The sequence below is a fragment of the Gordonia sp. CPCC 205515 genome, from assembly GCF_048537925.1.
GTDB lineage: Bacteria > Actinomycetota > Actinomycetes > Mycobacteriales > Mycobacteriaceae > Gordonia.
In genome coordinates, this window is record NZ_JBCLVJ010000002.1 from 153,694 (window position 1) to 177,359 (window position 23,666).

Below are 23,666 nucleotides of genomic sequence, written 5' to 3' on the forward strand. Positions count from 1 at the left end.
GGGACAGTCGTTTCGGCGAGGAGCCTGGTCAAGAGGCGAGGGGCGCCCTCCGTCCAGGATCGGGGAGGTAGGCGCCGGTGTGGTCGACGAGCACACGGCTGTTGGGGCACAGGCTCAGGCCGAGGTTCGCCCGGCGTCGCATCAGCGTGCTGCGCAGGGCGTCTCGCGGTAGGTCCCGCAACAGAACGTGGTCGCTCTGACCGATCGGGATGCGCCCATCGCGGATCAGCGCATCGAGGCAGCGGCGCACGGCCGCGTCATGAGCTCGACGATCGAACGCCGCTCGCACCTCGTCGACCCGTTCGGTGTCGTCGTCCGACTCCTCAAGGTAGAACGCCGTCGACGAGAGTCCGGCATTGATGCGCGCGGCATTCGGATGATCGGACACCTGCACACAGACCTCGCCGATGTCGGCCACCTGGTAGAGCGCATCGGCGACGTCCGCAGCGAGCACGAATGCCATCGCCGCTGAGGCAACCGATTCCGACAGTTGCAGAACCACACTCACCGATTCACCTACCACCGAGACCGACGCCAGCAGCCCGGTGTCGGTGGTCGGTTCGGTTAGGACGGGGTCGAGCGCACCCGAAAGGGCGTCGTCGACGGCGCTGCGCAGCGACGGTCGGTGGCTGACATCGACGAGGGCGGTCATGCGTTGACTGCTTCTTGGGCGCCTGCAGCCACTTCCGCGCCGGGATCTGCCGCGTCGGTCGGGATGCGCAACTCCTCCGGGACCTCGATGTGCGGATAGAGGGCGGCCGCGTTCAGACCGAGGATCTTCTTCTTCTGCTCGACGGTGATCGGTGCGTACTCCGTCATGTCCTCGGGGATCTGGAAGTCGACGAAGCGTTCCACCAACCACTGCGGGGTCCACAGTGCGTAATCGCTGGCGAAAACGATCTTGTCCTCGCCGAGCCAGTACAGCAGCTCACCGATGATCTGCGCGAAGTACCGTGGGCGCGTGTGGATGAACGGAATGGCCACGGCCAGACCGCCATAGACGTTGGACTCCTGGGTGGCGATCCAGCAGAAGTCCTCCAGGCGCGGTAGACCACAGTGCTCGACGATGAAGTTGAGCTCGGTGTAGTCGGTCGCCACCTTGTCCACATCGGCGACGTCGAAGGCATCCCGGTCGAGCGGGCGGATCGTCGGGCCCTTGTGCACGTGAACGTTCTTGATGCCCAGGTTGATACATTCCTCGAGGTAGCGGCGTGACCAGGGGTCATCGAGTTTGTAGCCGCGGGACTCGCCGTGCCATTCGGCGGTGTAGAGCTTCACCCCGCGCAGGTTCATCTTCTCTGCATCCTCGCGCAGCTGCGCCAGTCCCGGTTCGCCGTCGCGCGGATCGTAGGCGTGGTTGTAGGTCAGCTTGTCCGGGTTCTGCCGGCACAGCTCCAGCGAATCATCCACCTGGGCAAAGCCGTTGACGTAGAAGTCGCGCAGGATGGTGGCCTGGAAGATGGCGTGATCGGCCGGGCCGTCGGTGAACAGGTCACGCATCAACCGTTCGCCGCCGTAGTAGGTGTAGGTGTCGTAGTCCCACACTTCTTCTTCGGGGGACAGGTTGCGGTGATAGTCGTAGAAGCAGTCGATGAACTGCTTGCCGTGGATGTTGCGCAGATTGGCCTGCCGGGCATCCCAGAGGTGCACATGGGCGTCGACGATGAAGTACTTCTCGCCGTCTTTCTCGTACATTGTTGACTCGCTCTCTCTTTGGGGGCTGTGGAGCGGTGGTACCCGCGCCGCCGGGGGAGGATCGGGGGAGCCCCCGGCGGCGCGGAGTCGGTGCGGCCGGCGCCGGCTAGCTCGACGCAGTGAGGTCGAAGCCGATGAACTCGGCGGCGTCCTCGGGGCTGGCGAACAGGATGGTCTGATCGTCGAGATGCACCATCCGGCCGTAGTGGGTGGAGCTGATCTCCTCGAAGATCGATCCGTCGAAGTCCTGCCCGAGTGCGTCGGTCAGTTCGTCGTAGTCGAAGATGAGTCGGTTGACTCCGTCGACACGGATCATCGACGGGTATTCGGTCAGTTCCACACCGTCTTTGGCGCCCATGACATCGGCGACGACGCGGCCGATCGGGGTGTTCATCAGGGTCACCCCGCACATGTTGGAGAACTCGGTTTCGGCCCCGAACTGCATGGTGCTCACTTGTTCAACTCCTCAGGGATATCGACTTCGATGGCGGCCAGGACGTCACTGAACTTCGTCTTTGCGGCCGATAGGCTGGTTTCGAAGGTGACCGACTTGTCGGTCGGTTGCGACCAGATCGGCTGCAGTCCGCGCGCGGCGTCCAGACACTTCGGCACCCACTCGGACATCCAGTCCGCGAACAGCTTCCGGTTGTCGACACCGAACTTCTCGTCGCGCGAAAGCATCTGGAACAGCGCCACGGTGTACTTGAGGTCGCGGTCGTAGTCGTTCTCGCCGGTGCCGACGATCGTCGGGGTGATGTAGTCCCCGTTGCGGGCGGCCACCTGCATAATCAACTCACTGCGGAACAGCGAACCGACGAGCTGTTCGAAGACGATGTTCGTGACGAACAGCAGCTTGGCCCAGTCACCGATCGCGGTGATGTTCTCCAGCACCTCGCGGGTCGGCTGCCACTCCGGTGCCGACTGCCAGACCTCCTTGTGTGCCGAACCGTCGAAGGCTTCTTCGGCCTCGGACAGGTCGAGGTTGAACAGTGCGAGGTCCTGGGCGAACCGCATCTTGTGGGCTGCCGTGACCGCGACCGCATTGTTGATCATGTTCGTCGGTGCGGACCGCTGAATCGAGGTGAACACATGCAGTGCCATGCCGGTCTCGGCATGCATCCAGGCGCCGAGATTACGCTCGATGAACTTGAGCCACGCGGCATTCCACGAATCGTAGGCCCGTGCGCGCTTGGCGTTCTGCAGACACAGATCGACTTGATGCACCACCGCCGAGTTGTTGCGGTAGATGGTCTGCTCCCACTCCTCGTTCGGATCGAGGAAGGCGTGCCAGTTGCTCGACTTCGCTGCGGTCCATTCCTGTGGGTAGCCGCCGGGGCCGTCGCCGAAACCGTAGATCCAGCCCTGGGTGAGGTGGCGCTCCGGGTCGGGCTGCACGTCGACGGTGACATCCTCGTACATCGTCGCGCGCTTCTTGGCCGGCTGATAGTAGTTGTACTTGCGGCTGCGGCTGCTCGGGAAGACCTTGGCGCCGGCCTCGGCGTCAGTGAATTCGATGGACGGGAAACTGCGCTCCCGGTGTTCGGTAGGTGCGGACATACCTTTCGTTCCTGTCGTTCAGGCCGATCAGTGCGCGACGTTGCGGTCGCTCACTTATCGAAAGCCGGGCTGGTGAACTTGTCGTAGAAGATCTGGTCGCGGGGGACCGAATGCTGTTCGGCGAGCGCGAGTGCCGCGTCGACCATCGGCGGCGGACCGCAGAAATACACCTCCGTTCGGGACAGGTCGGGTTCGTTGGTGTTGACGATGTCGGTGACGTTCCCCTCCACCACGGTGACCCCGTCAGGTGCGTCGTCGCTCGACTCGGACAGACACGCGGTGAAGGAGAAATCGGGGATCTTCTCGCCGAGCGAGGCGATCTCGTTGAGGTAGAACAGATCCGACGCGGTGCGCGCACCGTAGTAGAAGCGCACCGCACGGTTGAGATCGGGTGTCTCGCTGATGTGCCGCAACAGTGAGAGCAGTGGGGCCATGCCGGCTCCACCGCCGATGCACACGATCGGCAGCACGTGCCCGCTCCGCAGGGTGCACGACCCGTACGGTCCGTTGACCATGATCTCGTCGCCGGGCTTGAGCTCGTTGTCCAGCAGCCCGGCGAAGAGTCCGCCGGGGTACTTCTTGATGAGGAACTCGAGCTTGTCGGGGGTGGACTGCGTGGTGGCGATGGAGAACGACCGCTTCTCCTCGGTCCCCGGTGCAAAGATGTCGAGGTACTGACCCGATTTGAACTCGACCGTCTCCGGTTCGACGACGTCGAGCTTGAGCGACACGATGTCCCGGGTCATCGACTCGATGGAGGCCACCTTGGTTCGGACGTCCTGAATCGGTGCGCCACCGAGCAATTCGTCCTCGTCGAAGTTGAGGAGTTCGATCTCGCAGTCGCTGTAGGCGTACGTGCGGCACAGCAGGACGTATCCCTCTGCCTCCTCAGAGTCGTTGCACGCGAAGGTCGAATAGTCGTCCATCTGCACGTCGCCGTCGAGCATGTACGACTTGCAGGCCGAACACCGACCTTCCCGGCATCCGTGCATGAGGTGGATGCCCTGCCGAAACGCGGCGTCGAGGATGGTCTCGTCCTCGGACACCTCGATCTCGATGTCGACGGGTTCGAAGCTGATGTGATGGCTCTCGGCCAAGGTGATCTCCTTTGGGCTGTGCGATTCCTCACCGCCGGCCGAATGACCGGCGGTGAGGAGTTCGCCGAAGGCGATGAGCGGGCAGAACTCAGACCGTGACGGCCCCGTTCTTGTTCGCCTTGTACGCCGCGACGTGCGCCTCGCGCTCCTCGTCGGACATCTCGTTCAGCGCAATGTTGGGACTGCCGAACTGGATGCCGCGGACGTCGTCGAGGGTCCACATCTTGTCTGGATCGAGATTCAGATGCGGTTGCGGGATCAGGGTCTTGCCGTCATCGCGGACATAGCCGAGGTTGGTGATGATGTCGGCGAGATCGCCTCCGTGGTGCAACGTCTCCCATTCACGGAACCCGGTGAGCCGTCCCATGTTCGGGGTCTCGCGACCCCCGTACTCGGGGCGGAAGGCCACCTTGTCGGTCCAGGCGCAGGTCTCCGAGCAGTAGGTGCGCCACTGGCCGTCGACCTTGTCGACCACCATGTCCTCACGGATGAGGGCGGGCACCATGCAGGTCCAGCAGCGGTGCGGGTACTCGTAGTCGACGTCCTCGAACGCGATCGGCTTGTTCTTGCCCGGGTACTTGAGGCGGTTGTAGTTCTCCCACCACTTACCGAACTTGTTGTACCAGCCGGGGTACTTCTCCTCGAACCATTCGAAGTCCTTGTCGGTCATCGGGTCGATGCGCCAGTAGTTGACCGGCCAGCCGGTGGCGAAGAAGCGCGCGACCTCATGCACATAGAACTTGTTGGTGATGCGGTTCCACGCTTCCTCGACGAGGTCGTGCGGGATCACCAGGCCGTACTTCTCCAGTGGCAGAAGGTAACTGCGGTAGTAGTCGTCGTAGATCCAACGACGCCACATCTCGGCGTAGCTTTCCCGGTCCTTGCGGCGATCCTTGGTGCCGTACTCGATGAAGGTACCGATCGCGGCGTCGACGACGCAGTGGTTGTTCCACCATGCGTACCGCAGATCGCGTTCCAGCAGCGGACGATTGCGTTCGTCGGCGAGCGCCATCAGCAGGATGGAGTAGCCGTTGGAGATGTGTCGCGACTCGTCGGACTGGACCGAGTGGAACACCGTGGGCAGCAGGTAGTCGCCGTTGGCGGCCGCTTCGTCGGGCATGGCGACGAACAGGGTGTTGGTGAACGCGGTCTCCGCGACCACCGTGAGATAGATGTTGGCGGCGGTGATTGCGTCACCGGTGATGAAGCCCTCGCCGAACTGCCGGCCGATGGTGCCGGCGTAGTTGTTGGCGAATGCCTTCTCGGTGATGTCGAACCCGGCGGGGTCGATGTAGTTGTTCATGTACAGCTTCTTGAGGTTCATCTGAATCGTCGAGTGACGAACCTCGTCGATCATCTGTACCGCGAGACCGTTGTGGATTTCCGGGTTGGGGACGGCGTCGATGGCCATCGGCATCGCCCGGGCCGCCGAGATCTCCGGGAACGGGATGATCGACAGGAAGAGTTTCTGCCATTCCAGCCAGCGCTCCTGCACCTGGCGGAACATGTTGCCGCGGATGGCGCCGTCCATGGCGCCGAACACGCGGTTGTCTTTCTCCTCCTCCATGGGGAAGTAGGACCGCATGATCTGCTTGAGCGGATCCTTCTTCGGGGCCTTCTCAAACGTGTAATCGGTGCCGAATCGTGTCGCCGGGGTAGCGAAGGTGGGCTCCCAGGACAGTTCGGTGATCTTCGCATGGGCTTTGGTCAAGCTCTGCCTGCTCAATGTGCGCCTCCTCTGATAGAAGGCCGACGAGATGCCGGCCTGCTGGGCTGGAGCGCCTTTGATACAACCGTGTGATGCCGGACACACCCGTCTCACTGTGAGACTGCAGAGAAATTTGTTGACCTGAACCCGCGGTTCAGTCAGTTGTCACCCGAGTGCGCGGTACGTGGCAGCCTCGAAGTCGAGGTAGTGCTCGAGCGTGGCCGGGTCGGCGAACGGCAGGATCTGGGTGGCCCAGAATCCGGCGATTCCGCTGATCGGGTCGATCCAGTAGTAGAGATTGGCCAGGCCGGCCCACGCCGACGAACCGGCGCGCCGGCCGGTGGGGGCGTCGTCGTCGTTGACCATGAACGCCAGCGACCACGATTTCGGCAGGCCGGGGAAGAACTCGGCGTCATTGGCGAGCGACGGGATGACGCCGGGGAGTTCGTGGATCTTCAGGTCGCCGAGTTGGTTGCGGGTGGCCTCGGCAACGGTGCCCGGCCGCAGGATCTGTTCGCCGGAATCGGACAGGCCGCCGCGCAACCACATTCGGCAGAATGCCAGATAGTCGCGCACCGTCGAGTAGAGGCCTTGCCCGCCCATCTGGATCTCCGGATCGGTCGGCTGAGCGAAGCGGTGATTCGGTTTGAGGGAACCGTCCGGCTTACGCTGATGCAGCACCGCGCGGCGCTCGCGTTGGTCGGCTGACAGCTCGAAGTCGGTGTCGGACATGCCAAGTGGACTGAAGAGGTGTTCGCTCATCACGTCACCGAGGCGCGCTCCGGTGACCGCCTCGACTATCAGCCCCACCCAGTCGAGGTTGCTGCCGTACTCCCAGGACGTGCCCGGATCGAACAGCAGCGGGGTGGTCAGGGCGTCCAAGGTGGCGGTGGCGATGTTGGGCATCCAGCCGGCCCGGGAGAGCTGGGCGTAGGTCTCGTTGAAGAAGTCGTAGCCGAAACCCGCTGTGTGGGTCAGTAATTGGCGTGTGGTGAGATCGGTTTTCGGAGCCCGCAGGCGGGGCTCGCCGTTCTCCTCGAAACCTTCGATGACCCGCACCAGCCCGAGCAGCGGAACGTACTCTTTGGCGGGGGCGTCGAGGTCGAGTTGCCCACGCTCGACGAGTTGCAGCGCCACGGTCGCGGTGATCGCCTTGGTGGCCGAGAAGATCGCGAAGACCGAGTCGGCGGTCATCGGCGTCGCGTCGTCGTCGAGGGATCGCAGTCCCGCCGACGACAGGTAGATGTCGTCGGCGGCGGTGGTGACGCCGGCAACCACACCGGGTAGGCGGTGCTCGCCGCTCGTCGCCGCGGTGACCACCGCGTCGAGGCCGGTGGACAGTTTCCGCGGGTCGATCGTCGGTGTGCTCATGCCGGTCGAGTCTACGAGCTGACCGCGGGCAATCCGCCGACGAACTCGCCGAGCCGACGCAATCCCTCCGACGGTTCGTCCGCGGACGCCGAATAGGAGAGCCGGATGTGGGTGTCGGCGGTCTGTTCACCGAAATCCATTCCGGGCGTGAGGGATACATGTGCCTCGCGAAGTGCCCGGTCGCAGAAGTCGCCGGCGGTCAATCCGGTGGCCGACACATCGACGTAGACGTAGAACGCGCCGTCGGGGATCACCGGGACCGGCAGCCCGATCCGGCGCAGGCCGTCGAGCACCAGCTCACGCCGGATGCGGTACTCGGCGCGGCGGGCTTCGGCGAGAGCCAGCGAGTCGGGGGTGAAGCACTCGAGTGCCGCGAACTGGGCCGGCGTCGGCGCGCAGATGTAGTAGTTCTGCGCGAGCCGTTCCAACACCGGCACCAGTTCATCGGGGGCGATGCACCAGCCCAGCCGCCAGCCGGTCATGCCGAAGTACTTGGAAAAGCTGTTGATGACGATGGCTCCGGGATCGGCGGTGAGAATGCTGCGCGGACCACCGCCGTCGGCGGTCGGATCCGACAGGCCCAGATAGATCTCGTCGACGATGCGCCAGCCGCCTCGGGAGTCGACGCCGGTGCACAGACGGACCAGCTCGTCGAAGGGGATCGACGTGCCGGTCGGGTTCGACGGCGTCGCGACCATCACCCCGCGGGTGTCGGGTGACCAGGCCTCGTCGACGAGCCCGGCCGTGAGTTGATATCGGGTCTCCGGGGTGGTGCCGACCAGCCGAACGCGGGCGCCGAAGCTCTCGGCGAATCGGCGGTTGCACGGATACGACGGGTCGGCGACGAGGACCTCGTCACCCGGATCGATGAGCGCCGCGCAGCACAGCAGTAGGGCGGCCGACGCGCCGGAGGTGACGACCACCCGCCCCGGATCGATGTCGGCACCGAAGTGGTCGCGGGTGAATCCGGCTATCGCGGAGCGTAATTCGGGCAATCCGAGCGCGCCGGTGTAGGTCAGCGGCCGGCCGTCGGTCAGTTCGGCGATCGCCGCGAGAAAGGCGGGCGGGGCGCCGAAATCGGGTTCACCGATGCTGAGCTTCACCACGTCGTGTCCGGCCGCCTCCAATTCCGCGGCGCGTTTGCCGAACTCCATCGCGTAGAACGGCGTGACGGCCTCGGCGCGGCGAGAAATCCTGGTGGGGGAGATCTTCATGGCTCCCATTGTCGCCGAGGCCGTCACGATGACTCAGACGCGGTCGAACGTGTCCGGGTCGGGGCCCCGTCGGCGGTCCTTGTTGAGTCCGTCGATCGCGGCGAGATCGTCGGGCGACAGGTCGAAGTCGAACAGTGCGAAGTTCTCCTCGACGCGCGAGCGGGTCACCGACTTCGGGAACACGATGTCGCCGCGCTGGATGTGCCAGCGCAACGTCACCTGTGCGGTGCTGCGGCCCTTTTCCGCGGCGATCTTGGCGAGTACCGGGTCGTCGAGCACGTCACCCTGCGCGATGGGCGACCACGCTTCGGTCGCGATCCCGTGCGCCGCGTTGAAGTCCCGCAGCGGTTTCTGTGTCAGATACGGGTGCACCTCGATCTGGTTCACCGCGGGTACGACGTCGGTTTCGTCGAAGAGCCGTTCGAGGTGGGCCTGCTGGAAGTTGGAGACACCGATCGCGCGGGCCTTGCCGTCGGCGAGGAAACGTTCGAGGGCCTTCCATCGCGGGACGAAATCGCTGACCGTGGGCAGCGGCCAGTGGATCAGGAAGAGGTCGATCTGCTCGAGGCCGAGGTCGGCGAGGGTCTGGTCCGCGGCGCGCAGTGCGTCGTCGTAGGTCAGGAACTTGTTGTTCAGTTTGCTGGTGATGAACACGTCGGAGCGGTCGAGGCCGGACTTCGCGACTGCCTCACCGACACCCTTCTCGTTGCCGTACATCTCCGCGGTGTCGATGTGTCGGTAGCCCACCTCGAATGCGGTCAGCGTCGCGGCGGCGGTCTCTTCCGGCGGGATCTGGAAGACGCCGAAGCCGAGTTGCGGGATCTCCACACCGTTGTTGAGAGTGATCGCAGGTACTGACATTCGCTGAATCTCCTTCTTGTGGTTGGGTTTTCGGGGGTTTTATCGGTTCAGGGGAGGAGGACGAACTTGCCGCGCGGATGCGTGGTGGCGAGTTCGGTGAGGGCAGTAGGGGCGTCGGCCAGCGGAAAGGTCTTGGCGACCTCGGTGGCGAGTCGGCCGGCGGCCGCGTCGGCGATGAGGTCGTCGATGGCGGCAGCGCGGTTCTGCTTGCTCTGCGGAGTACTGCCGTTGAGCACGACGATGCCGTCTGCTGCCCGACCGAAGGCGGCGACGCTGACGATCTTGCCCGGGTTGTCGACGAGCTGGAGTGACACATCGATCGCCTCGTCGGTACCCACGGTATCGAGGACGGCGGTGACCGGGCCGGTTGCGGCTGTCCGCACCCGATCGAGGAGTCCCTCGCCGTAGACGACGGGTGTGGCACCCAGTGCTGCGACGTGATCCTGATTGGCGGCTCCGGCAGTCGCGACGACGGTGGCGCCGACGGAGACCGCCAGTTGTACCGCGATCGATCCCACCGCGCCCGAACCGCCATGTACCAGAACGACATCCGACGGTTGGACGGCTGCGGTTGCGACCAGATCGGCAGCGGTGACGCCGACCAGCAACAGTCCGGCTGCGTGTTCGGCGTCCAAGGTGGAGGGCCGGTGGTGGACGGCGGTGGCGTCGGCGAGCAGGACGTCGGTGTAGGCGCCGACGGCGCGGTACACGATGACGTCGTCGCCGACCGAGATCGGACCCGACGCGCTGTGGGCGTGCTCGCCGATCGCGGTGACCACGCCGGCGGCCTCGAATCCGAGGGGCAGGGGTAGACGCGATTCGTCGGCGCCCATCTGGCCGCGGATGGTCTTGACGTCGGCCGGGTTCATGCCGATGGCGCGGGTGGCGACGACCACCTGGCCGGGACCCGGCGTGGGGTCCGGCGCCTCGATGAGGCGCACCACGTCGGCGGGTTCTCCGTACGCGGTAACGACGAGTTTGTGGGCCATGGGTGGTGCAAGGGTGCGAGCCCCGTGGCTATTCCATGGCAATCGACGTGCGCCGAACGGTGGATCGCCGATCAGCCCAGCGCACGGCGCGTCAGGTCCAGGATGTCGGCGGAGAATGCGACCAGGGTCACAGACTCGACGGCGGTGTCCGTGCCGCGGATCGCGGACACCTGCTGGGTGACCGCGTCATCGAGCGGCCACCCGTACGCGCCGCTGGAGATGAGTGGGAAGGCGATCGAACGCGCACCGAGGAAATCGGCGAGCCGCAGGCTGCGGGTGTAGCAGTTGCGCAGGATCTCGGTGCGATCCTCCCGAGCCGAGTGCACGGGGCCGACCGTGTGGATGACCCAGCGGGCGGGCAGATCGCCGGCGGTGGTGGCGACGGCGGCACCGGCTTCCAGCCCCGACGGCAGAGTGGTCTCCCGCAGCATCCGGCATTCGTGCAGGATCGCGGGACCGCCCGCGCGGTGGATGGCCCCGTCGACGCCACCCCCGCCGAGCAGCGACGAGTTGGCGGCGTTGACGATCGCGTCCACCGGCTGAGCGGTGATGTCACCCCGGACGACGTCGATGCCGGTCACGAGGTCAGGGGAAGGTCGGACCGTTGCCGGAGGACTTCTTCTTCGACTGTTGCCGCCAGAGCATCCAGCCGCCGTACGCGGCGAGGCCGAGCAGGGCGACCCAGAACAGTCCCTTCAGCAGCGGTCCGATCATGGCCAAGGCCAGCAGGACGACAGCGATGACGCCGAGGACCTTCCAGAAGCCGAAGCCGTTGGAGTTGGTGGTGGGATTGGGTGTTGGTGTGCTCATGACTCCACCTTGCCTGTCGTGTCGAAGAAAATCACCTGTTCACGGTGTCTTTCGGGGAAAGATCAGGGGTATCCCTGAGACTTGCGGGGTACTCGGTCGGCGGCGATGCGGGGAAGATCGATGGGCTCGGTGTAGGAGCAGCCGAGCGCTTCGGGACCGGCGTACCCACACCGATCACGGAACCACGCGACGGTGATCTCGGCGACCCGGTGCGGCGATCGACTGATCAGATAGCCGTGGGTGCAGTCGGTGAACCGATCGTCGTAGAACCAGGTGTCCAGGATTTCGCGCGGCACCCGATGCCGGCCGATCAGCGGCGTCGACATCATCGTCGTCGAGAGCCGGATCAGGAACGTACCGGCGGTCAGCGCGTGGATTTGCACGCAGTCGGCATCGACCTCGTCGTCGTGGACGTGTGCCGGACCGAGGTCGAGCACCCCGACCGGGGTCATCGAGCCCAGGGACTCGACCAGCCACGCTTCCATCTCTGCCCAGTCGGACACGATGGGCGTCTCCGGCGAACTCTCGTGCGGCTTGTCCACTGGGTTACCTCCTGCGTTCTCGGGTCACGTGCAGTGAATCATCGGGTACCGACAATCTCGGTCGACCGTCCACGGCAGGATGGGTGACGTGCCGATTCCCGACTTCATCCGCCGCCTCCGCGAACACATCGGTCATGCGCCGCTGTGGCTGTCGGGGGTGAGCGCCGTGGTCCGCGACGACGCCGGACGTATCCTCCTGACCCGACGGGTCGACACCGGTCAGTGGGCGGTGGTTTCCGGCGTGCTCGAGCCGGGGGAGGAGCCGGCGCGGGCGATCATCCGCGAGATCAGTGAGGAGACCGGCATCCGGGCCGACGTCATCCGGCTGACCAGCATCGACGTCACGCCGTTGATCACCTACCCGAACGGTGACCAGACGCAGTACCTCGACGTCTGCTTCCTCGCGCGCCACGTGTCGGGGGAGCCGCATCCCTCCGACGACGAGAACACCGACGTCGCGTGGTTCGCGGTCGACGAGATCCCCGACGACCTGTCCGACACCTCCCGCCTGCGCATCGACAAGGCGCTGCTCGGCGAGGAAGCCGCCTGGTTCCGGCGATGATCGGTCAGTCGGCGCGGTGCGTGCCGATGCCGGCTGCGATCGCGAGGTAGTGATCGCGCTGCGCGGGGTAGTAATCGTCGAAGTCGATTGCCGCCGGATCGTCTCGGGTCAGGGATGCGCCCAAACGGTCGAGGTAGTACTCCCAGCCGGGCCCGACGCTCTCGACGATGGCCGGATCGTGGACGACCTGGCTGAATGTCAGCGTGGTGACGCCATCGGTCTCGACGAGTTCGGCAGTCAGATCCCACTGGCCATAAGCGTCGACGGTGCGGACTTGCAACAGTCGTGGAGGATCGCAGCGCACGATGTCATAGCGTGTCGAGGTGAGGTTCTCGTCGCCCTCGAAGGTCATCGTGAAGTCGACGCTCCCGGTGCTCGGATCGCCGCTATAGACGCCGATCCATCGAGCGAGCCGGTCCGATTCGGTGATTGCCGCCCACACGTCGTCGATCCCGGCCCGAAATGTGCGCGTCAGCACGATTTCGTCGCCGTCGCGGCCGACGCGGTGGCGTCCGGTTGGTTCTGGGTTCATGCAGAGTTCTCCTTGCGAGTGTGAACTGCACTGGGGCGCTGTCTCTTTGCGCGATGAACTTCAGTGTCGAGCGCGTCGAGTAGGTGGTCGCCGATCGGTGGTGTCGGTGACGCGAGCGGCTGCCCGGTCCGTAGATCGGCGAGGAATCGATCAACCTCGTCGAGGGGTGCAGTGACCAAGCGATAGTGCCGCTCCCGGCCGCGGTCCTCGGCGTCGACGAGACCTGCCTCGCCGAGCACACGAAGATGGCGGCTGACCGCGGGACGCGAGATCGTCGATCGGTCGTTCAGCGCCGCACGGAGGTCGACGACGCGGCACGGGCCGTCGACCAGCGAGCTCAGAATCGCGCGACGCACCGGATCGGCGATGGCCTCGAAAACGGACACCCACTAATGGTAACTGATGGGTTACCAATTGGATAGGGCGGAGAAAATGCGGCCCGCCCGTCGCGCGGGGCGTCGGGCGGGCCTGATCGATCAGAGTGTTCGGGAATCAGCGTCGGTCGGGTACCCCAACGAGTTCCGCCGGAGCTTCCCCGGAGGCCTCCGAGGCGACCGCGGCGAGTTCCTCACCCCACGACTCGTGGCTCTCGGTCGAATCGGCCTGAGCGTCCGGTGCCGTCTTCTTGCCGCCGGTGAACAGTGAGAACACCGCACCGAGCAGGCAGCAGATCAGCGCGAAGGTGAACGCGGCGGTGAGGCCGTCGGAGAACGGGTCGGAGATCAGGTGCGGGAAGAAGTCCAACCCGGTCAAGTGGTCGACGCTGGCTTGCGGCAATCCTGAGGCGTGTCCGGCCAGCAGTTGCTGGATCGGGTTGTAGCCGAGGAACGCGGCGAACAGGATGCCCACGGTCGGCAGGTGCGCCAAGGCGTTGGATTGGTCGGCGGGCAGGCCGTTGGTGGTCAGGCCGCTGTACATGGCGTCGGGGAGATGCGCGGACAGACCGGCGATCATCAGCGAGAAGAACAGCCCGATGGAGAGCACCATGGCGGCGTTCTGGAATGTCGTCATCATGCCTGCACCGGACCCGCGGGAGGTGACGGGCAGGCTGTTCATGACCTCGGCGCGGTTCGGCGAGGCGAACAATCCCATGCCGATGCCGTTGATCAACATGACGATCGCGAACACCGGATAGGCGAAGTTGACGGGCATGGCGATCAGGGCGGCAAAGGTGCCGGCGGTGATCACCATGCCGGTGGTGGTGAACCATTTGGTGCCGAGCTTGTCCGAGAGCGCGCCGGAGACCGGTGCGGACAGCAGGAAGCCGATGGTCATGGGGACCATGTAGATGCCGGCCCACAGTGGGGTGCGGGAGTAGTCGTAGCCGTGCTGGGGCAGCCAGATGCCCTGCAACCAGATGATCAGGATGAACTGCAGACCGCCGCGGCCGATGGAGGCCATCAGGTTGGCGGCGTTGCCGAAGGCAAAGCTGCGGTTACGGAACAGGGACAGTTCGAAGAGCGGGCTCTCGACCTTGGTCTCGATGAACACGAAGATGGCCAGCATGATGACGCCGCCGATGAGGCCGGTGAGTACCCAGGGGTTGGTCCAACCCATATTGGAATCGCCGTAGGGCTGGATGCCGTAGGTGATGGCGATGAGGATGGCGATCAGTCCGACGGCGAAGGTCACATTGCCCCACCAGTCCATTTTGGCCTTCTTGCGGACACCGGTGTCACGAAGCTTCAGGTATGCCCAGATCGTGCCGACCACACCGAAGGGCACCGACACAAGGAAGATGTAGTGCCACTGGATGGGGGCGAGCACACCGCCGATGAGCAGGCCGAGGAAGGAGCCGGCGATCGCGGCGACGCCGTTGATGCCCATGGCCAGGCCGCGTTGGTCGGCGGGGAAGGCGTCGGTGAGGATGGCCGAAGAGTTGGCCATCAGGAAGGCGCCGCCGACGCCCTGGACAATGCGCCAGGCGATCAACCAGATAGCGGCTTCGGTGCCGTCGAACCAGGTGATCGCCAAGAAGATCGACGACACGGTGAAGATGGCGAAGCCCATGTTGTACATGCGGGCGCGGCCGTACATGTCGCCGAGGCGGCCGAAGGAGACGACGAGGACGGCGGTGACGACGAGGAAGCCCATCATCATCCAGAGCAGGTAGCTGGTGTTCTCCGGCTCGAGGGGATTGAGGTTGATGCCCTTGAAGATGTCGGGCAGGGCGATCAGCACGATCGAGGAGTTGATGGTGGCGATCAGCATGCCCAACGTGGTGTTGGACAAGGCAATCCACTTGTAGTTCGGGTCGACGGTCGCCGCGTCGGGTGCGGCTGTGGTGTCTGTCATGAGAAGTCCTGTGAGAGAGCGAGTGGTGGCTGGTCGGGTGGGCCGACTCCGGACGGAGCGGTCCGGGGTGTCTACGTCGTCCCGAGTGCGTCGGCGAGGATCGACAACCCTCGACACACCGTGCTGCGGTCCTCGCTGTCGAGGCCGTCGATGGCCTCGGCGAGCACGCGAGCCTTCTGACTCCGGGCGCTGGCAATGACCTCGACGCCCTCCGGGGTTGCGCTGAGCAACTTGGCGCGGCCGTCGTCGGGGTCGGTGGTGCGCTCGATGTAGCCCTTCTCATCCAGCACCGCGACGAGTCGCGACATGGTCGGGGCGGACACCGACTCACGTTCGGCCAACGCGGAGAGGCGGATGGGGGCGTGGTTGATGATCGTCCACAGCGCGGCCGCGACACCGGCACTCAGATTGGCGCCATCGCCGCCGCGGATGCGGAGCGTGCGATTGATCCGGGTGAGGAGGTGGTACAGGGTCGCGACATCGGCCGACGTACCCAGATCGTCGATGGTGGAGACGGACGTCATCGGCGCGGCCTTTCGGTGAGGTTGGTTGTGTACTGCAACCATTATTGGTTGCTTGATGCTAAGTAAGCGAATCGTAAAGAGATCCTGAAGGCCGTTACCGAACCGTGAGGTGGTCTCGTCTCGGCCACGAAACCGCACCAGCACGTCGGCAGTTCACGGCGAAACCGTTAGTCGCGCGTAGCGTCCGAAGAACCAGTTGTGAACTACCTGCGCGACGGCGCGCGGAGACGGAGGAGTCATGCTCTCACTGGGAATCATCGGCTGGATCATCATCGGCGGCCTCGCCGGCTGGATCGCCAGCAAGATCATGAAAACCGATGCTCAGCAGGGACTTCTGCTCAACATCGTGCTCGGTATCATCGGCGGCTTCATCGGTGGATGGATTCTGAGTCTGTTCGACGTCGACGTGAAGGGCTTTGGATTGATCCTCAGCTTCATTACCTGTCTCATCGGTGCCTGCCTGCTGATCTGGATCGTGAGCATGATCCGGGGACGCAGTCGTTCCCACGTCTGACCCGAACCGCCGCCGACGCCGCGGGTTCTCCCATCCGGGATGAACCGGCGGCGTCGGTGTTGTTGGGCAGAGACGGAAACGAACACCGCCGACGACAAGGAGTGAACACATGACACGAGTGGCGATCATCGGAGGACACGGCAAGATCGCGCTGCGGGCAGCGCGCATCCTGTCCCAACGGGGTGACGACGTCACCTCGATCATCCGCAACGACGCGCACGTCGCCGACGTCACCGACGCGGGGGCAAACCCCGTCGTCGCCGACATCGAACAACTCGACACCGCAGGCCTCGCCTCGGTCCTCGCCGGGCAGGACGCGATCGTCTGGTCGGCCGGCGCGGGCGGTGGCGACCCGCAACGCACCTACGCCGTCGACCGCGACGCCGCGATCCGATCCATGGACGCCGCGAAGTCTGCAGGTGTCGCGCGGTACGTGATGGTCTCCTACTTCGGGGCCGGCCCTGATCACGGTGTACCCGAGGACAATTCGTTCTTCGCATATGCCGACGCCAAGGCTGCTGCCGACGAATACCTGCGCGCCACCTCACTCAACTGGACGATCCTCGGGCCGAGTCGCCTCACCGATGAGCCCGGCAGCGGCAAGATCAAGGTCGGCGGATCGCGTAGCGACTCCAGTGAGGCCAGCCGCGACAACGTGGCCGCCGTCATCGCTGCGGTGCTCGACGATGCCGGCACCTATGGCACGACAATCGAATTCGACGACGGCGATACGCCGATCGCGGACGCATTGCCGTGATCACGTCGCATGCGACCTCATTTCGGAACCGCGTACTCGGCTGAGTACGCGACACCGAGATGACGTCGCATGCGACCCCGTCTCGACGAACAACACACCGAATCGATCGCCCGGTCGACTACCGCGCCGGTCGTGAAACTCGATGTGTCCGTACCGATTCGGGCGCTGCCGGCGGCGTTCGCGGAGCTGTCGGCCGATCCTGTTCGGACACATCGGCGACGGCAACATCCACGTCAATCTCCTTGACGTCCCCGAGGCTGAGGTCGCCGACGTCACAGCCCGCGTGTTCAGCGCGGTGACCGCCCACGGCGGTAGCATCAGCGCAGAACAAGGCATCGGTCGCGCCAAGGCGGCGTGGACACATCTCGGCCGCAGCGACGTCGACCGCGAGACGATGCGCGCGATCAAGGACGCGCTCGATCCCGCCGCGCGGCTCAACCCGGGAGTGCTCTTCGGCCGACCCGAATAGAGCACTTGATCGGTTTCGGAAATCGCTTGGCGAACCCATGAGTAGCCCCTAGTCTGGCCCGACTCCCTGAACCGACCAGTTGTCCCGAACCGATCGGAGCCCGTCATGACCTCGATCAGCACCACACCCGTGCGTACCGGCCTGCCGCGCGTGCGCGACTTCCATCCCAGCGACGTCGACGGCATCGTCGAACTCTGGGAACGTGTGTCCCGTCCGACCGGCACCGCCGTGTACGCCCTCTCGGAGGTGCTGACCTCCTGCCACCAAGACCACGCACTGGTCGCGGTGGACGACCACGATCGCGTCGTCGGTGCGATCGTCGGACGAGCCGCACACGCGCAGGGCTGGATCGTGTTCTTCGCGGTCCTGCCGAGCAGATCCGATTCGCAGACCGGATCGGCGCTGCTCGCCGGACTGACCCGCCGTATGGCACCCCTGGGTCTGGCCCGGCTGTCGGCGCTGGTCGCCGACGAAGAGGCCCGCTTCGACGACTATCTGCGCGACGGCTACCACGTCAAACAGAACCTGCGCTACCTCGAACGACCCGTCACCGTCACCGCCTCGGAACTGTCGGTGCTCCGCGAACTGGGCGGCCGCTCGCTGCCCGACGACCTGTGGGACGCGATGGGTGGGATGCGCCGGGAGAAGGAACTGCTCGAACTGCGGCTGATCACCCCGCTGACCGAACCCGAACTCGCCGTGCGCTGCGGGGTGGTGCCACCGCGCGCGGTGATGCTGTTCGGGCCGCCCGGCACCGGCAAGACGACGTTCGCCAAGGCCGTCGCATCGCGGCTGGGCTGGTCGTTCATCGAGGTCTTCCCGTCGCGGCTGGCCGACGGGGCGCCCAGCGTTGCCGCCGGGTTGCGCGAAACCTTCAGTCGGATAGCCGAACTCGATCACGTCGTGGTGTTCATCGACGAGGTCGAGGAGATCGCGGCACACCGGCAGGGTGAGCCGCCGTCGCCGACCCAGGGAGTGACCAACGAACTGCTCAAGTTGATCCCCGAGTTCCGGTCCGAGCCGGGACGGCTGCTGATCTGCGCGACCAACTTCGTCCGCGCCCTCGATTCGGCGTTTCTGCGGCACGGACGCTTCGACTACGTGATCCCGATCGGCCTGCCCGACGACGAGGCGCGCACCGCCATCTGGGAACGCTTCCTGCCCCCGGCCGCCGACGGTGTCGTCGTCGACGACCTGGTGCGCAGCAGCGACGGATTCACCCCCGCCGACATCGAATACGCCGCCCGACGGGCCGCGCAGAGCGCACTCGAACGGTCGCTGGCCGCCGGCCCGGGCGTCATCGACGGGCCGACGACCCAGGACTACCTCGACGCCCTCGCCGAGACCCGGGCGACCGTGTCCGGCGAGGTGGTCGCGGATTTCCTCGAGGACATCGAACGGATCGCGCGGTTGTAGGTCAACTGACATCACAGCGATCATCGGTCGGGCTGGTTTCGACCAGCGTCGGGCTCGCTGCGCTCGCTCGTCGCGCTCAACCAGCGGTAGTCCAGCGTCGGGCTCGCTGCGCTCGCTCGTCGCGCTCAACCAGCGGTTCTGACCGGTCTGATCAGAGTGCGCCGATCACCGCCGAAGATTCGACCGGCTCGGAGAACATCGGGTAGTCGAAGCTGATCGCGTTGTCGTGCTCGGCGACCGAGGTCGCCGCGGTGCAGTCGGTCAGGGTGAGCACCCGGTAACCGTTCTCGTAGCCCGACCGCATCGTCGACTCCACACAGCAGTTGGTGAGGAATCCGGCGAGGATGATCGTGGTGATGCCCTTGCTGCGCAGGATGAAATCGAGGTTGGTGCTGGCGAAGGTGTCCAGACCGCGTTTGCCCTCGATGAGGATGTCGCCGTCGGCGGGGCTGAGGTCGTCGACGATCGCCGCGCCCCACGACCCCTTCACGAACGCATTGCCGTCGACGACGCCCTTGAGGATGCCGTAGGGGTGGCGGGTGAGTTCACCGTAGCCGGGTGCGAAGGTGATCGGCGCGTGCATGATGGTGACGCCCGCGGCCCGTGCCTTGTCCACCAGCGCAACCGTGTTGGCGAGTACGCCGTTTTTCTCCATCACCTCCGACACCGCGTCGTGCAGCACGCCGCCGTCGCTGGTGAACTCGTTCTGGAACTCGATGAGTACCAGTGCGGTGGTGGCCGGGTCGAGGGTGAGGGTCTGCGACATGGGGTTCCTTTACGTTCGGGGCATCGCGTGTGTGAGCCACGCCACCGCCGATTCAATCACTTTCTCGCGGTCGTCGGGCCCGCTCGACGAATCGGTGAGACGATGCTCTCGTGACAACCGATGCGGTGCCGCGCGACGAACTGGCCGGACTGGCACACCGGTGCGGGGTGGCCACCAGCTACGTGGGCTGGGATCAACTCGACCACGAGGTCAGTGCGGAAACCATTGTCGCCGTATTGGGTTCGCTCGGAATCGCGGCGTCGACGGCAACCGAGATCGCCGCCGCGCACGCCGCCCTCGACGACGAACCCTGGCAGGCGATGCTTCCGGCGGTCACCCTGGCGACCGCCGGGACCGATGCCCACTTCGCGGTCCACGTGCCGCACTGGGACCCGGTCTACGTGCGGATCACCACCGAGACCGGACGAGTAATCGAGCCGAGTCAGCTCGACGTCTGGGTGGAGCCACGCGAGATCGACGGCGTGCTGGTCGGGCGCGCCACGTTTGCGGTACCCGCCGATCTGGAACCCGGCTACCACATCGTGACCGCGCACAACCCGAGCCGCGACCACAGCGTCGAGGGTTCGCTGATCGTCACCCCGCGCCGATTGTCGACGGCGGAGAAACTGACCGACTCGCAACGGTGGGGACTGGCGGTCCAGCTCTATTCGGTGCGGTCGTCGGGATCGTGGGGAGTCGGGGATTTCGCCGACCTCAAACAGATCTGCGAGGTGGCCGCACGGACCTACGGCGCGGATTTCGTCCAGGTCAACCCGTTGCATGCCGCCCAGCCGCAACCGCCGATCGAGGAGTCGCCGTACCTACCGGTGACGCGACGGTTCACCAACCCGCTCTACATCCGGGTCGAGGACATCCCGGAGGCCGCGGCCTTGCGGCGCCGCGACCACAAGGCCATGACCAAGCGGCAGCGGTCCTTCGCCCGGGAGAACGCGTCGACGTCGAACATCAAGCGCAACAAGTCGTTCCGCGCCAAGATGGAGATCCTCGAGCAGATCCACCGGGTGCCGCTGACCGACGACCGCGCCGCGGAGTACCGCGCGTTCCGGAAGCGGGAAGGCAAGGGACTGCGTGGTTTTGCCACCTGGTGCGCGTTCGCCGAACGGTATGGCGAGACGTCACCGAAGTGGTCGAAACAGTTGCAGGACAAGAAGTTCATCAAACGTAAGCGCCGTGAGCTGGCCGACCGCGTCGAGTTCTTCACCTGGCTGCAGTGGATCTGCGATCAGCAACTCGCCGTCGCCCAGGAGGCCGCCCTGGCCGCTGGCATGGACATCGGCATCGTCGCCGACCTCGCCGTCGGGGTCGCACGGCACAGCGCCGACGTGTGGACCCTCGGCGACGTCCTGGCCTCCGGCGCGACCGTCGGTGCGCCGCCGGACGGATTCAACCAGCAGGGCCAGGGCTGGGATCAGCCGCCATGGCATCCGCGCAAACTCGCCGACGCCGCCTACGTCCCCTACCGCGACATGCTGCGCACCGTGCTGCGGCACGCCGGCGGACTGCGCGTGGATCACATTCTCGGCCTGTTCCGGCTCTGGTGGATTCCCGACGGCAAGGGGCCCGCCGCCGGCACCTACGTCCACTACGATCACGACGCCCTCATCGGCATCCTCGCACTCGAGGCCGAACGGGCGGGTGCCGTGGTGATCGGCGAGGACCTCGGCGTGTTCGAGCGTCACGTGCAAGAGGCGTTGCTGCACAGAGGAATTCTGGGCACCTCGATCCTGTGGTTCGAGCACGGTCCGCACGCGCCGATCCCGCCGGAGGAGTACCGCGCGCTGTGCCTGACCTCGGTCACCACCCACGACCTCCCGCCGACCCTCGGATACCTGCACGGCGACCACATCGATCTGCGTTCACGGCTGGGTCTGTTGGAAACCGGCGAGGACGCCGAACGGGCCCGCGACGCCCGCGATCGGGATGCGGTGCTGGCTCTGGTGAAAGACCGTGGCCTTCTGGCCGACGACATACCGCTGACCGATCCGCGCACGGTGGATGCGCTGTACCAACTCATCGCCGCCAGTCCTTCGGTGCTTCTCGGCGTCGCCCTGGTGGATGCGGTGGGAGAGCGACGAATTCAGAACCAGCCCGGCACCGACGCCGCCCAGTACCCGAATTGGTGTATCCCGCTGGCGGATTCGGACGGTACACCGGTCCTGGTGGAGGATCTCGCGAGCAACGCCCGATTCGCCGAACTGGTGGCGGCCCTCGCCGCGTCGGGCGTCGGGCGGCGCTGACCCGGCACCGTGCAGCGGCGTCAGCGGTGCCGCCGCACCTCGAGCACCGTCAACCCGAGTGCGATGAGGGCGAGCACTCCGACCGCCACGTTGAACACGATCCCCGAGGTGCGCAGCCCCCACTGGGCCGCGGCGATACCTTCGCCGACGATCGGGAGGGAGATCGCGACGTAGGCGACGACGAAGTAGGTCGAGGTGATCTCCGCGCGCCGATCGGCCGGGCTCGCCGAGACCACGGCCGCGAGTCCCTTTGAGAACGAGAGCCCCTGGCCCGCACCGCACACCAGCGCACCGAGTGCCAGCAGGGTGAACGACGCCGCGATCAACCCGGCGGTGAGGATCGCCATGCCGACGGCAAGGATCGCGCAGCCTGCGATGAGCGCCCGCTCGGTCGGCTGCGATCGACCGGCGATCTGCGCCACCACCGACGCTCCGAACAGCAGCGACACCAGGATGCCGGTCACCGCATGATTGTCGATGCCCAGGATGTGCGTCAGGAACGACGGCGTCACCGCGGTGAAGGTCCCCATCACCGCGAACCCGGCGAACGCCGCGATCGACGCCCGCACGAACACCGACCGCACCTCGGGTGGCACCGACAGGCGCTGCACAGACACGCGGGCACCGCGGCGCACTGCCACCGGTTCGGTGATGAACCAGATGCCGATCATCGCGACCAGCAGCAGCACGAGGTCGAGCGCGAACGGCATCCGCAGCGGTGCGGGCGCGAACTGGGCGAGCAGCCCCGCGATCAACGGCCCCAACCCGAGGCCGCCGATGTTGGCCGCGGTCGCCAGGGACGGCGCCCGATGGCGCCATCCGCGCGGAGCCAGCTCGATCACCGCAGGGGTCGCCGCGCCGGCATAGATACCCGCCGACAACCCGGACAGCACCCGGCCGATCATGAGCTGCCACACCGGGCCCGCGGTCAGAAAGACCACCGCGCTCGCCACCGAGAGCAGAGCGCCGGCGAACAGCAGGGGACGGCGACCGATGATGTCCGACCAGCGGCCGAACAGGATCAGCGCAGCGATCACCCCGGCCGCATACACCGCGAAGATGACCGTCGTCGTGGTCACCCCGAAGCCGAGTTCGCCCGAGTAGATCGCGTAGAGCGGGGTCGGCAGGGTGGTGCCGAGCATGACCACCGCGAACGCGAAGACCGCGGCGAACAATGCGCGGCCGCTCGCGGCGCGTGGTGGCATCGGAGTCGTTGCGCTCATCGGACCAGTGTGGCGACGACTCCGGCCAGCAGCACGACACATCCACCTACCTCGCCGATGATCAACGCGATCATCGACGCACCCAAACCCGGTGCCGGGCGCGCGAATTGGTTGTCGGTATCGCGCATCGCGCCGTGCATGACGTAACTGGCGATCGCACCGACGAAGAAGACCACGGGCACGATCGCCGCAGTGAGATTCACCCATGATGGCCACGCGCTCACCGCGACCAGGGCGGCCAGCACGAGGGTCGCGAACGCATACATGAGCGCCGCGCGATGGGCGATGTCGACGTAGACATGCGCCCGATGATCGGGTGAGGTCGCGATCCCGTGGTACTTCCAGATGCCCAACAGCAGCCCCCACAACAGAAGCAGCCCGGCGATCAGCACCACGACCACTGTGTCCGTCCCGATGGCGAGCGTCGAGAGATCTTCGGCGGCAACAGGTTCAGTGATCATGGCGCTCCCGGTGTCGACGATGGTTTCCTCTTCCGTCACAACAGG

The 23,666-nt window shown here is 65.6% G+C and carries 25 protein-coding genes and 1 pseudogene; 6 read left to right on the forward strand and 20 right to left on the reverse strand.

Annotation, left to right across the window (positions count from 1 at the left end; genetic code table 11):
• Nucleotides 1–28: 28 nt before the first annotated feature.
• From AAFP30_RS00905 to AAFP30_RS00965, 13 genes are all read right to left on the reverse strand, one after another.
• Entirely contained in the window at nucleotides 29–652 is a 624-nt protein-coding gene (locus tag AAFP30_RS00905) for a metal-sulfur cluster biosynthetic enzyme (protein WP_419227948.1), read from the reverse strand.
• Nucleotides 649–1,695 (reverse strand): amidohydrolase family protein, encoded by a 1,047-nt coding sequence (locus AAFP30_RS00910; protein WP_419227949.1) that lies wholly within the window; start codon nucleotides 1,693–1,695, stop codon nucleotides 649–651. The genes AAFP30_RS00905 and AAFP30_RS00910 overlap by 4 nt, the downstream gene beginning before the upstream one ends.
• Nucleotides 1,696–1,801: 106 nt before the next feature.
• A complete protein-coding gene (mimD, locus tag AAFP30_RS00915) occupies nucleotides 1,802–2,140 on the reverse strand; it encodes a propane 2-monooxygenase effector subunit MimD (protein WP_419228625.1) in 339 nt (112 codons plus the stop codon).
• A gap of 5 nt (nucleotides 2,141–2,145) precedes the next feature.
• The gene (locus AAFP30_RS00920; protein WP_419227950.1) at nucleotides 2,146–3,252 is read right to left on the reverse strand and encodes an aromatic/alkene monooxygenase hydroxylase subunit beta; all 1,107 of its coding nucleotides are present in this window, start codon (nucleotides 3,250–3,252) and stop codon (nucleotides 2,146–2,148) included.
• Between the two features lie 50 nt (nucleotides 3,253–3,302).
• Nucleotides 3,303–4,349 carry a 2Fe-2S iron-sulfur cluster-binding protein gene (locus AAFP30_RS00925; RefSeq protein ID WP_419227951.1) on the reverse strand — a complete coding sequence of 349 codons (1,047 nt, stop codon included), beginning with the start codon at nucleotides 4,347–4,349 and terminating at the stop codon, nucleotides 3,303–3,305.
• Between the two features lie 88 nt (nucleotides 4,350–4,437).
• Nucleotides 4,438–6,075, reverse strand: coding sequence for a methane monooxygenase (locus AAFP30_RS00930; RefSeq protein ID WP_419227952.1), 1,638 nt, complete (start codon nucleotides 6,073–6,075; stop codon nucleotides 4,438–4,440).
• A gap of 147 nt (nucleotides 6,076–6,222) precedes the next feature.
• A complete protein-coding gene (locus AAFP30_RS00935) occupies nucleotides 6,223–7,428 on the reverse strand; it encodes a serine hydrolase domain-containing protein (protein ID WP_419227953.1) in 1,206 nt (401 codons plus the stop codon).
• An 11-nt stretch (nucleotides 7,429–7,439) separates the two neighbouring features.
• Nucleotides 7,440–8,642 (reverse strand): aminotransferase class I/II-fold pyridoxal phosphate-dependent enzyme, encoded by a 1,203-nt coding sequence (locus AAFP30_RS00940; RefSeq protein ID WP_419227954.1) that lies wholly within the window; start codon nucleotides 8,640–8,642, stop codon nucleotides 7,440–7,442.
• Nucleotides 8,643–8,675: 33 nt separating this feature from the next.
• Entirely contained in the window at nucleotides 8,676–9,503 is an 828-nt protein-coding gene (locus AAFP30_RS00945) for an aldo/keto reductase (RefSeq protein ID WP_419227955.1), read from the reverse strand.
• Between the two features lie 47 nt (nucleotides 9,504–9,550).
• A complete protein-coding gene (locus AAFP30_RS00950; protein ID WP_419227956.1) occupies nucleotides 9,551–10,492 on the reverse strand; it encodes an NADP-dependent oxidoreductase in 942 nt (313 codons plus the stop codon).
• 71 nt (nucleotides 10,493–10,563) lie between these two features.
• Complete coding sequence (locus tag AAFP30_RS00955) at nucleotides 10,564–11,073, reverse strand: O-acetyl-ADP-ribose deacetylase (protein WP_419227957.1); 510 nt, start codon at nucleotides 11,071–11,073, stop codon at nucleotides 10,564–10,566.
• A 4-nt stretch (nucleotides 11,074–11,077) separates the two neighbouring features.
• Nucleotides 11,078–11,302: a hypothetical protein gene (locus AAFP30_RS00960; RefSeq protein WP_419227958.1), complete on the reverse strand. Its 225-nt coding sequence runs from the start codon at nucleotides 11,300–11,302 to the stop codon at nucleotides 11,078–11,080.
• 62 nt (nucleotides 11,303–11,364) lie between these two features.
• Nucleotides 11,365–11,844, reverse strand: a complete 480-nt coding sequence (locus tag AAFP30_RS00965) for a hypothetical protein (RefSeq protein ID WP_419227959.1) — start codon at nucleotides 11,842–11,844, stop codon at nucleotides 11,365–11,367.
• Nucleotides 11,845–11,932: 88 nt separating this feature from the next.
• Between AAFP30_RS00965 and AAFP30_RS00970 the strand changes: the two genes are divergently transcribed.
• Nucleotides 11,933–12,406 (forward strand): NUDIX hydrolase, encoded by a 474-nt coding sequence (locus AAFP30_RS00970; RefSeq protein ID WP_419227960.1) that lies wholly within the window; start codon nucleotides 11,933–11,935, stop codon nucleotides 12,404–12,406.
• Between the two features lie 4 nt (nucleotides 12,407–12,410).
• Here AAFP30_RS00970 and AAFP30_RS00975 read toward each other — a convergent pair whose 3' ends face one another.
• From AAFP30_RS00975 to AAFP30_RS00990, 4 genes are all read right to left on the reverse strand, one after another.
• Complete coding sequence (locus tag AAFP30_RS00975; RefSeq protein WP_419227961.1) at nucleotides 12,411–12,938, reverse strand: SRPBCC family protein; 528 nt, start codon at nucleotides 12,936–12,938, stop codon at nucleotides 12,411–12,413.
• Nucleotides 12,935–13,324, reverse strand: coding sequence for an ArsR/SmtB family transcription factor (locus AAFP30_RS00980; RefSeq protein ID WP_419227962.1), 390 nt, complete (start codon nucleotides 13,322–13,324; stop codon nucleotides 12,935–12,937). The genes AAFP30_RS00975 and AAFP30_RS00980 overlap by 4 nt, the downstream gene beginning before the upstream one ends.
• A 106-nt stretch (nucleotides 13,325–13,430) precedes the next feature.
• On the reverse strand, nucleotides 13,431–15,233 hold the full coding sequence (locus tag AAFP30_RS00985) for an MFS transporter (RefSeq protein ID WP_419227963.1): 1,803 nt from the start codon (nucleotides 15,231–15,233) through the stop codon (nucleotides 13,431–13,433).
• Nucleotides 15,234–15,304: 71 nt separating this feature from the next.
• Nucleotides 15,305–15,757 carry a MarR family winged helix-turn-helix transcriptional regulator gene (locus AAFP30_RS00990; protein WP_419227964.1) on the reverse strand — a complete coding sequence of 151 codons (453 nt, stop codon included), beginning with the start codon at nucleotides 15,755–15,757 and terminating at the stop codon, nucleotides 15,305–15,307.
• A gap of 238 nt (nucleotides 15,758–15,995) precedes the next feature.
• Here AAFP30_RS00990 and AAFP30_RS00995 point away from each other — a divergent pair, with 238 nt between their 5' ends.
• From AAFP30_RS00995 to AAFP30_RS01010, 4 genes and pseudogenes are all read left to right on the forward strand, one after another.
• A complete protein-coding gene (locus AAFP30_RS00995) occupies nucleotides 15,996–16,271 on the forward strand; it encodes a GlsB/YeaQ/YmgE family stress response membrane protein (RefSeq protein WP_419227965.1) in 276 nt (91 codons plus the stop codon).
• 109 nt (nucleotides 16,272–16,380) lie between these two features.
• Nucleotides 16,381–17,028, forward strand: coding sequence for an SDR family oxidoreductase (locus AAFP30_RS01000; RefSeq protein WP_419227966.1), 648 nt, complete (start codon nucleotides 16,381–16,383; stop codon nucleotides 17,026–17,028).
• 87 nt (nucleotides 17,029–17,115) lie between these two features.
• A pseudogene (locus AAFP30_RS01005) lies at nucleotides 17,116–17,497 on the forward strand (FAD-binding oxidoreductase); the annotation flags it as partial.
• A gap of 105 nt (nucleotides 17,498–17,602) precedes the next feature.
• Complete coding sequence (locus AAFP30_RS01010; protein ID WP_419227967.1) at nucleotides 17,603–18,913, forward strand: ATP-binding protein; 1,311 nt, start codon at nucleotides 17,603–17,605, stop codon at nucleotides 18,911–18,913.
• Between the two features lie 151 nt (nucleotides 18,914–19,064).
• On the opposite strand, the gene AAFP30_RS01015 is transcribed toward AAFP30_RS01010, so the two are convergent.
• Nucleotides 19,065–19,679, reverse strand: coding sequence for a cysteine hydrolase family protein (locus AAFP30_RS01015; protein WP_419227968.1), 615 nt, complete (start codon nucleotides 19,677–19,679; stop codon nucleotides 19,065–19,067).
• Between the two features lie 110 nt (nucleotides 19,680–19,789).
• On the opposite strand from AAFP30_RS01015, the gene malQ reads away from it, so the two are divergent.
• Nucleotides 19,790–21,937: a 4-alpha-glucanotransferase gene (malQ, locus tag AAFP30_RS01020; protein WP_419227969.1), complete on the forward strand. Its 2,148-nt coding sequence runs from the start codon at nucleotides 19,790–19,792 to the stop codon at nucleotides 21,935–21,937.
• Between the two features lie 20 nt (nucleotides 21,938–21,957).
• On the opposite strand, the gene AAFP30_RS01025 is transcribed toward malQ, so the two are convergent.
• On the reverse strand, nucleotides 21,958–23,160 hold the full coding sequence (locus AAFP30_RS01025; protein WP_419227970.1) for an MFS transporter: 1,203 nt from the start codon (nucleotides 23,158–23,160) through the stop codon (nucleotides 21,958–21,960).
• Nucleotides 23,157–23,621, reverse strand: coding sequence for a hypothetical protein (locus AAFP30_RS01030; RefSeq protein ID WP_419228626.1), 465 nt, complete (start codon nucleotides 23,619–23,621; stop codon nucleotides 23,157–23,159). The genes AAFP30_RS01025 and AAFP30_RS01030 overlap by 4 nt, the downstream gene beginning before the upstream one ends.
• Nucleotides 23,622–23,666 lie beyond the last annotated feature (45 nt).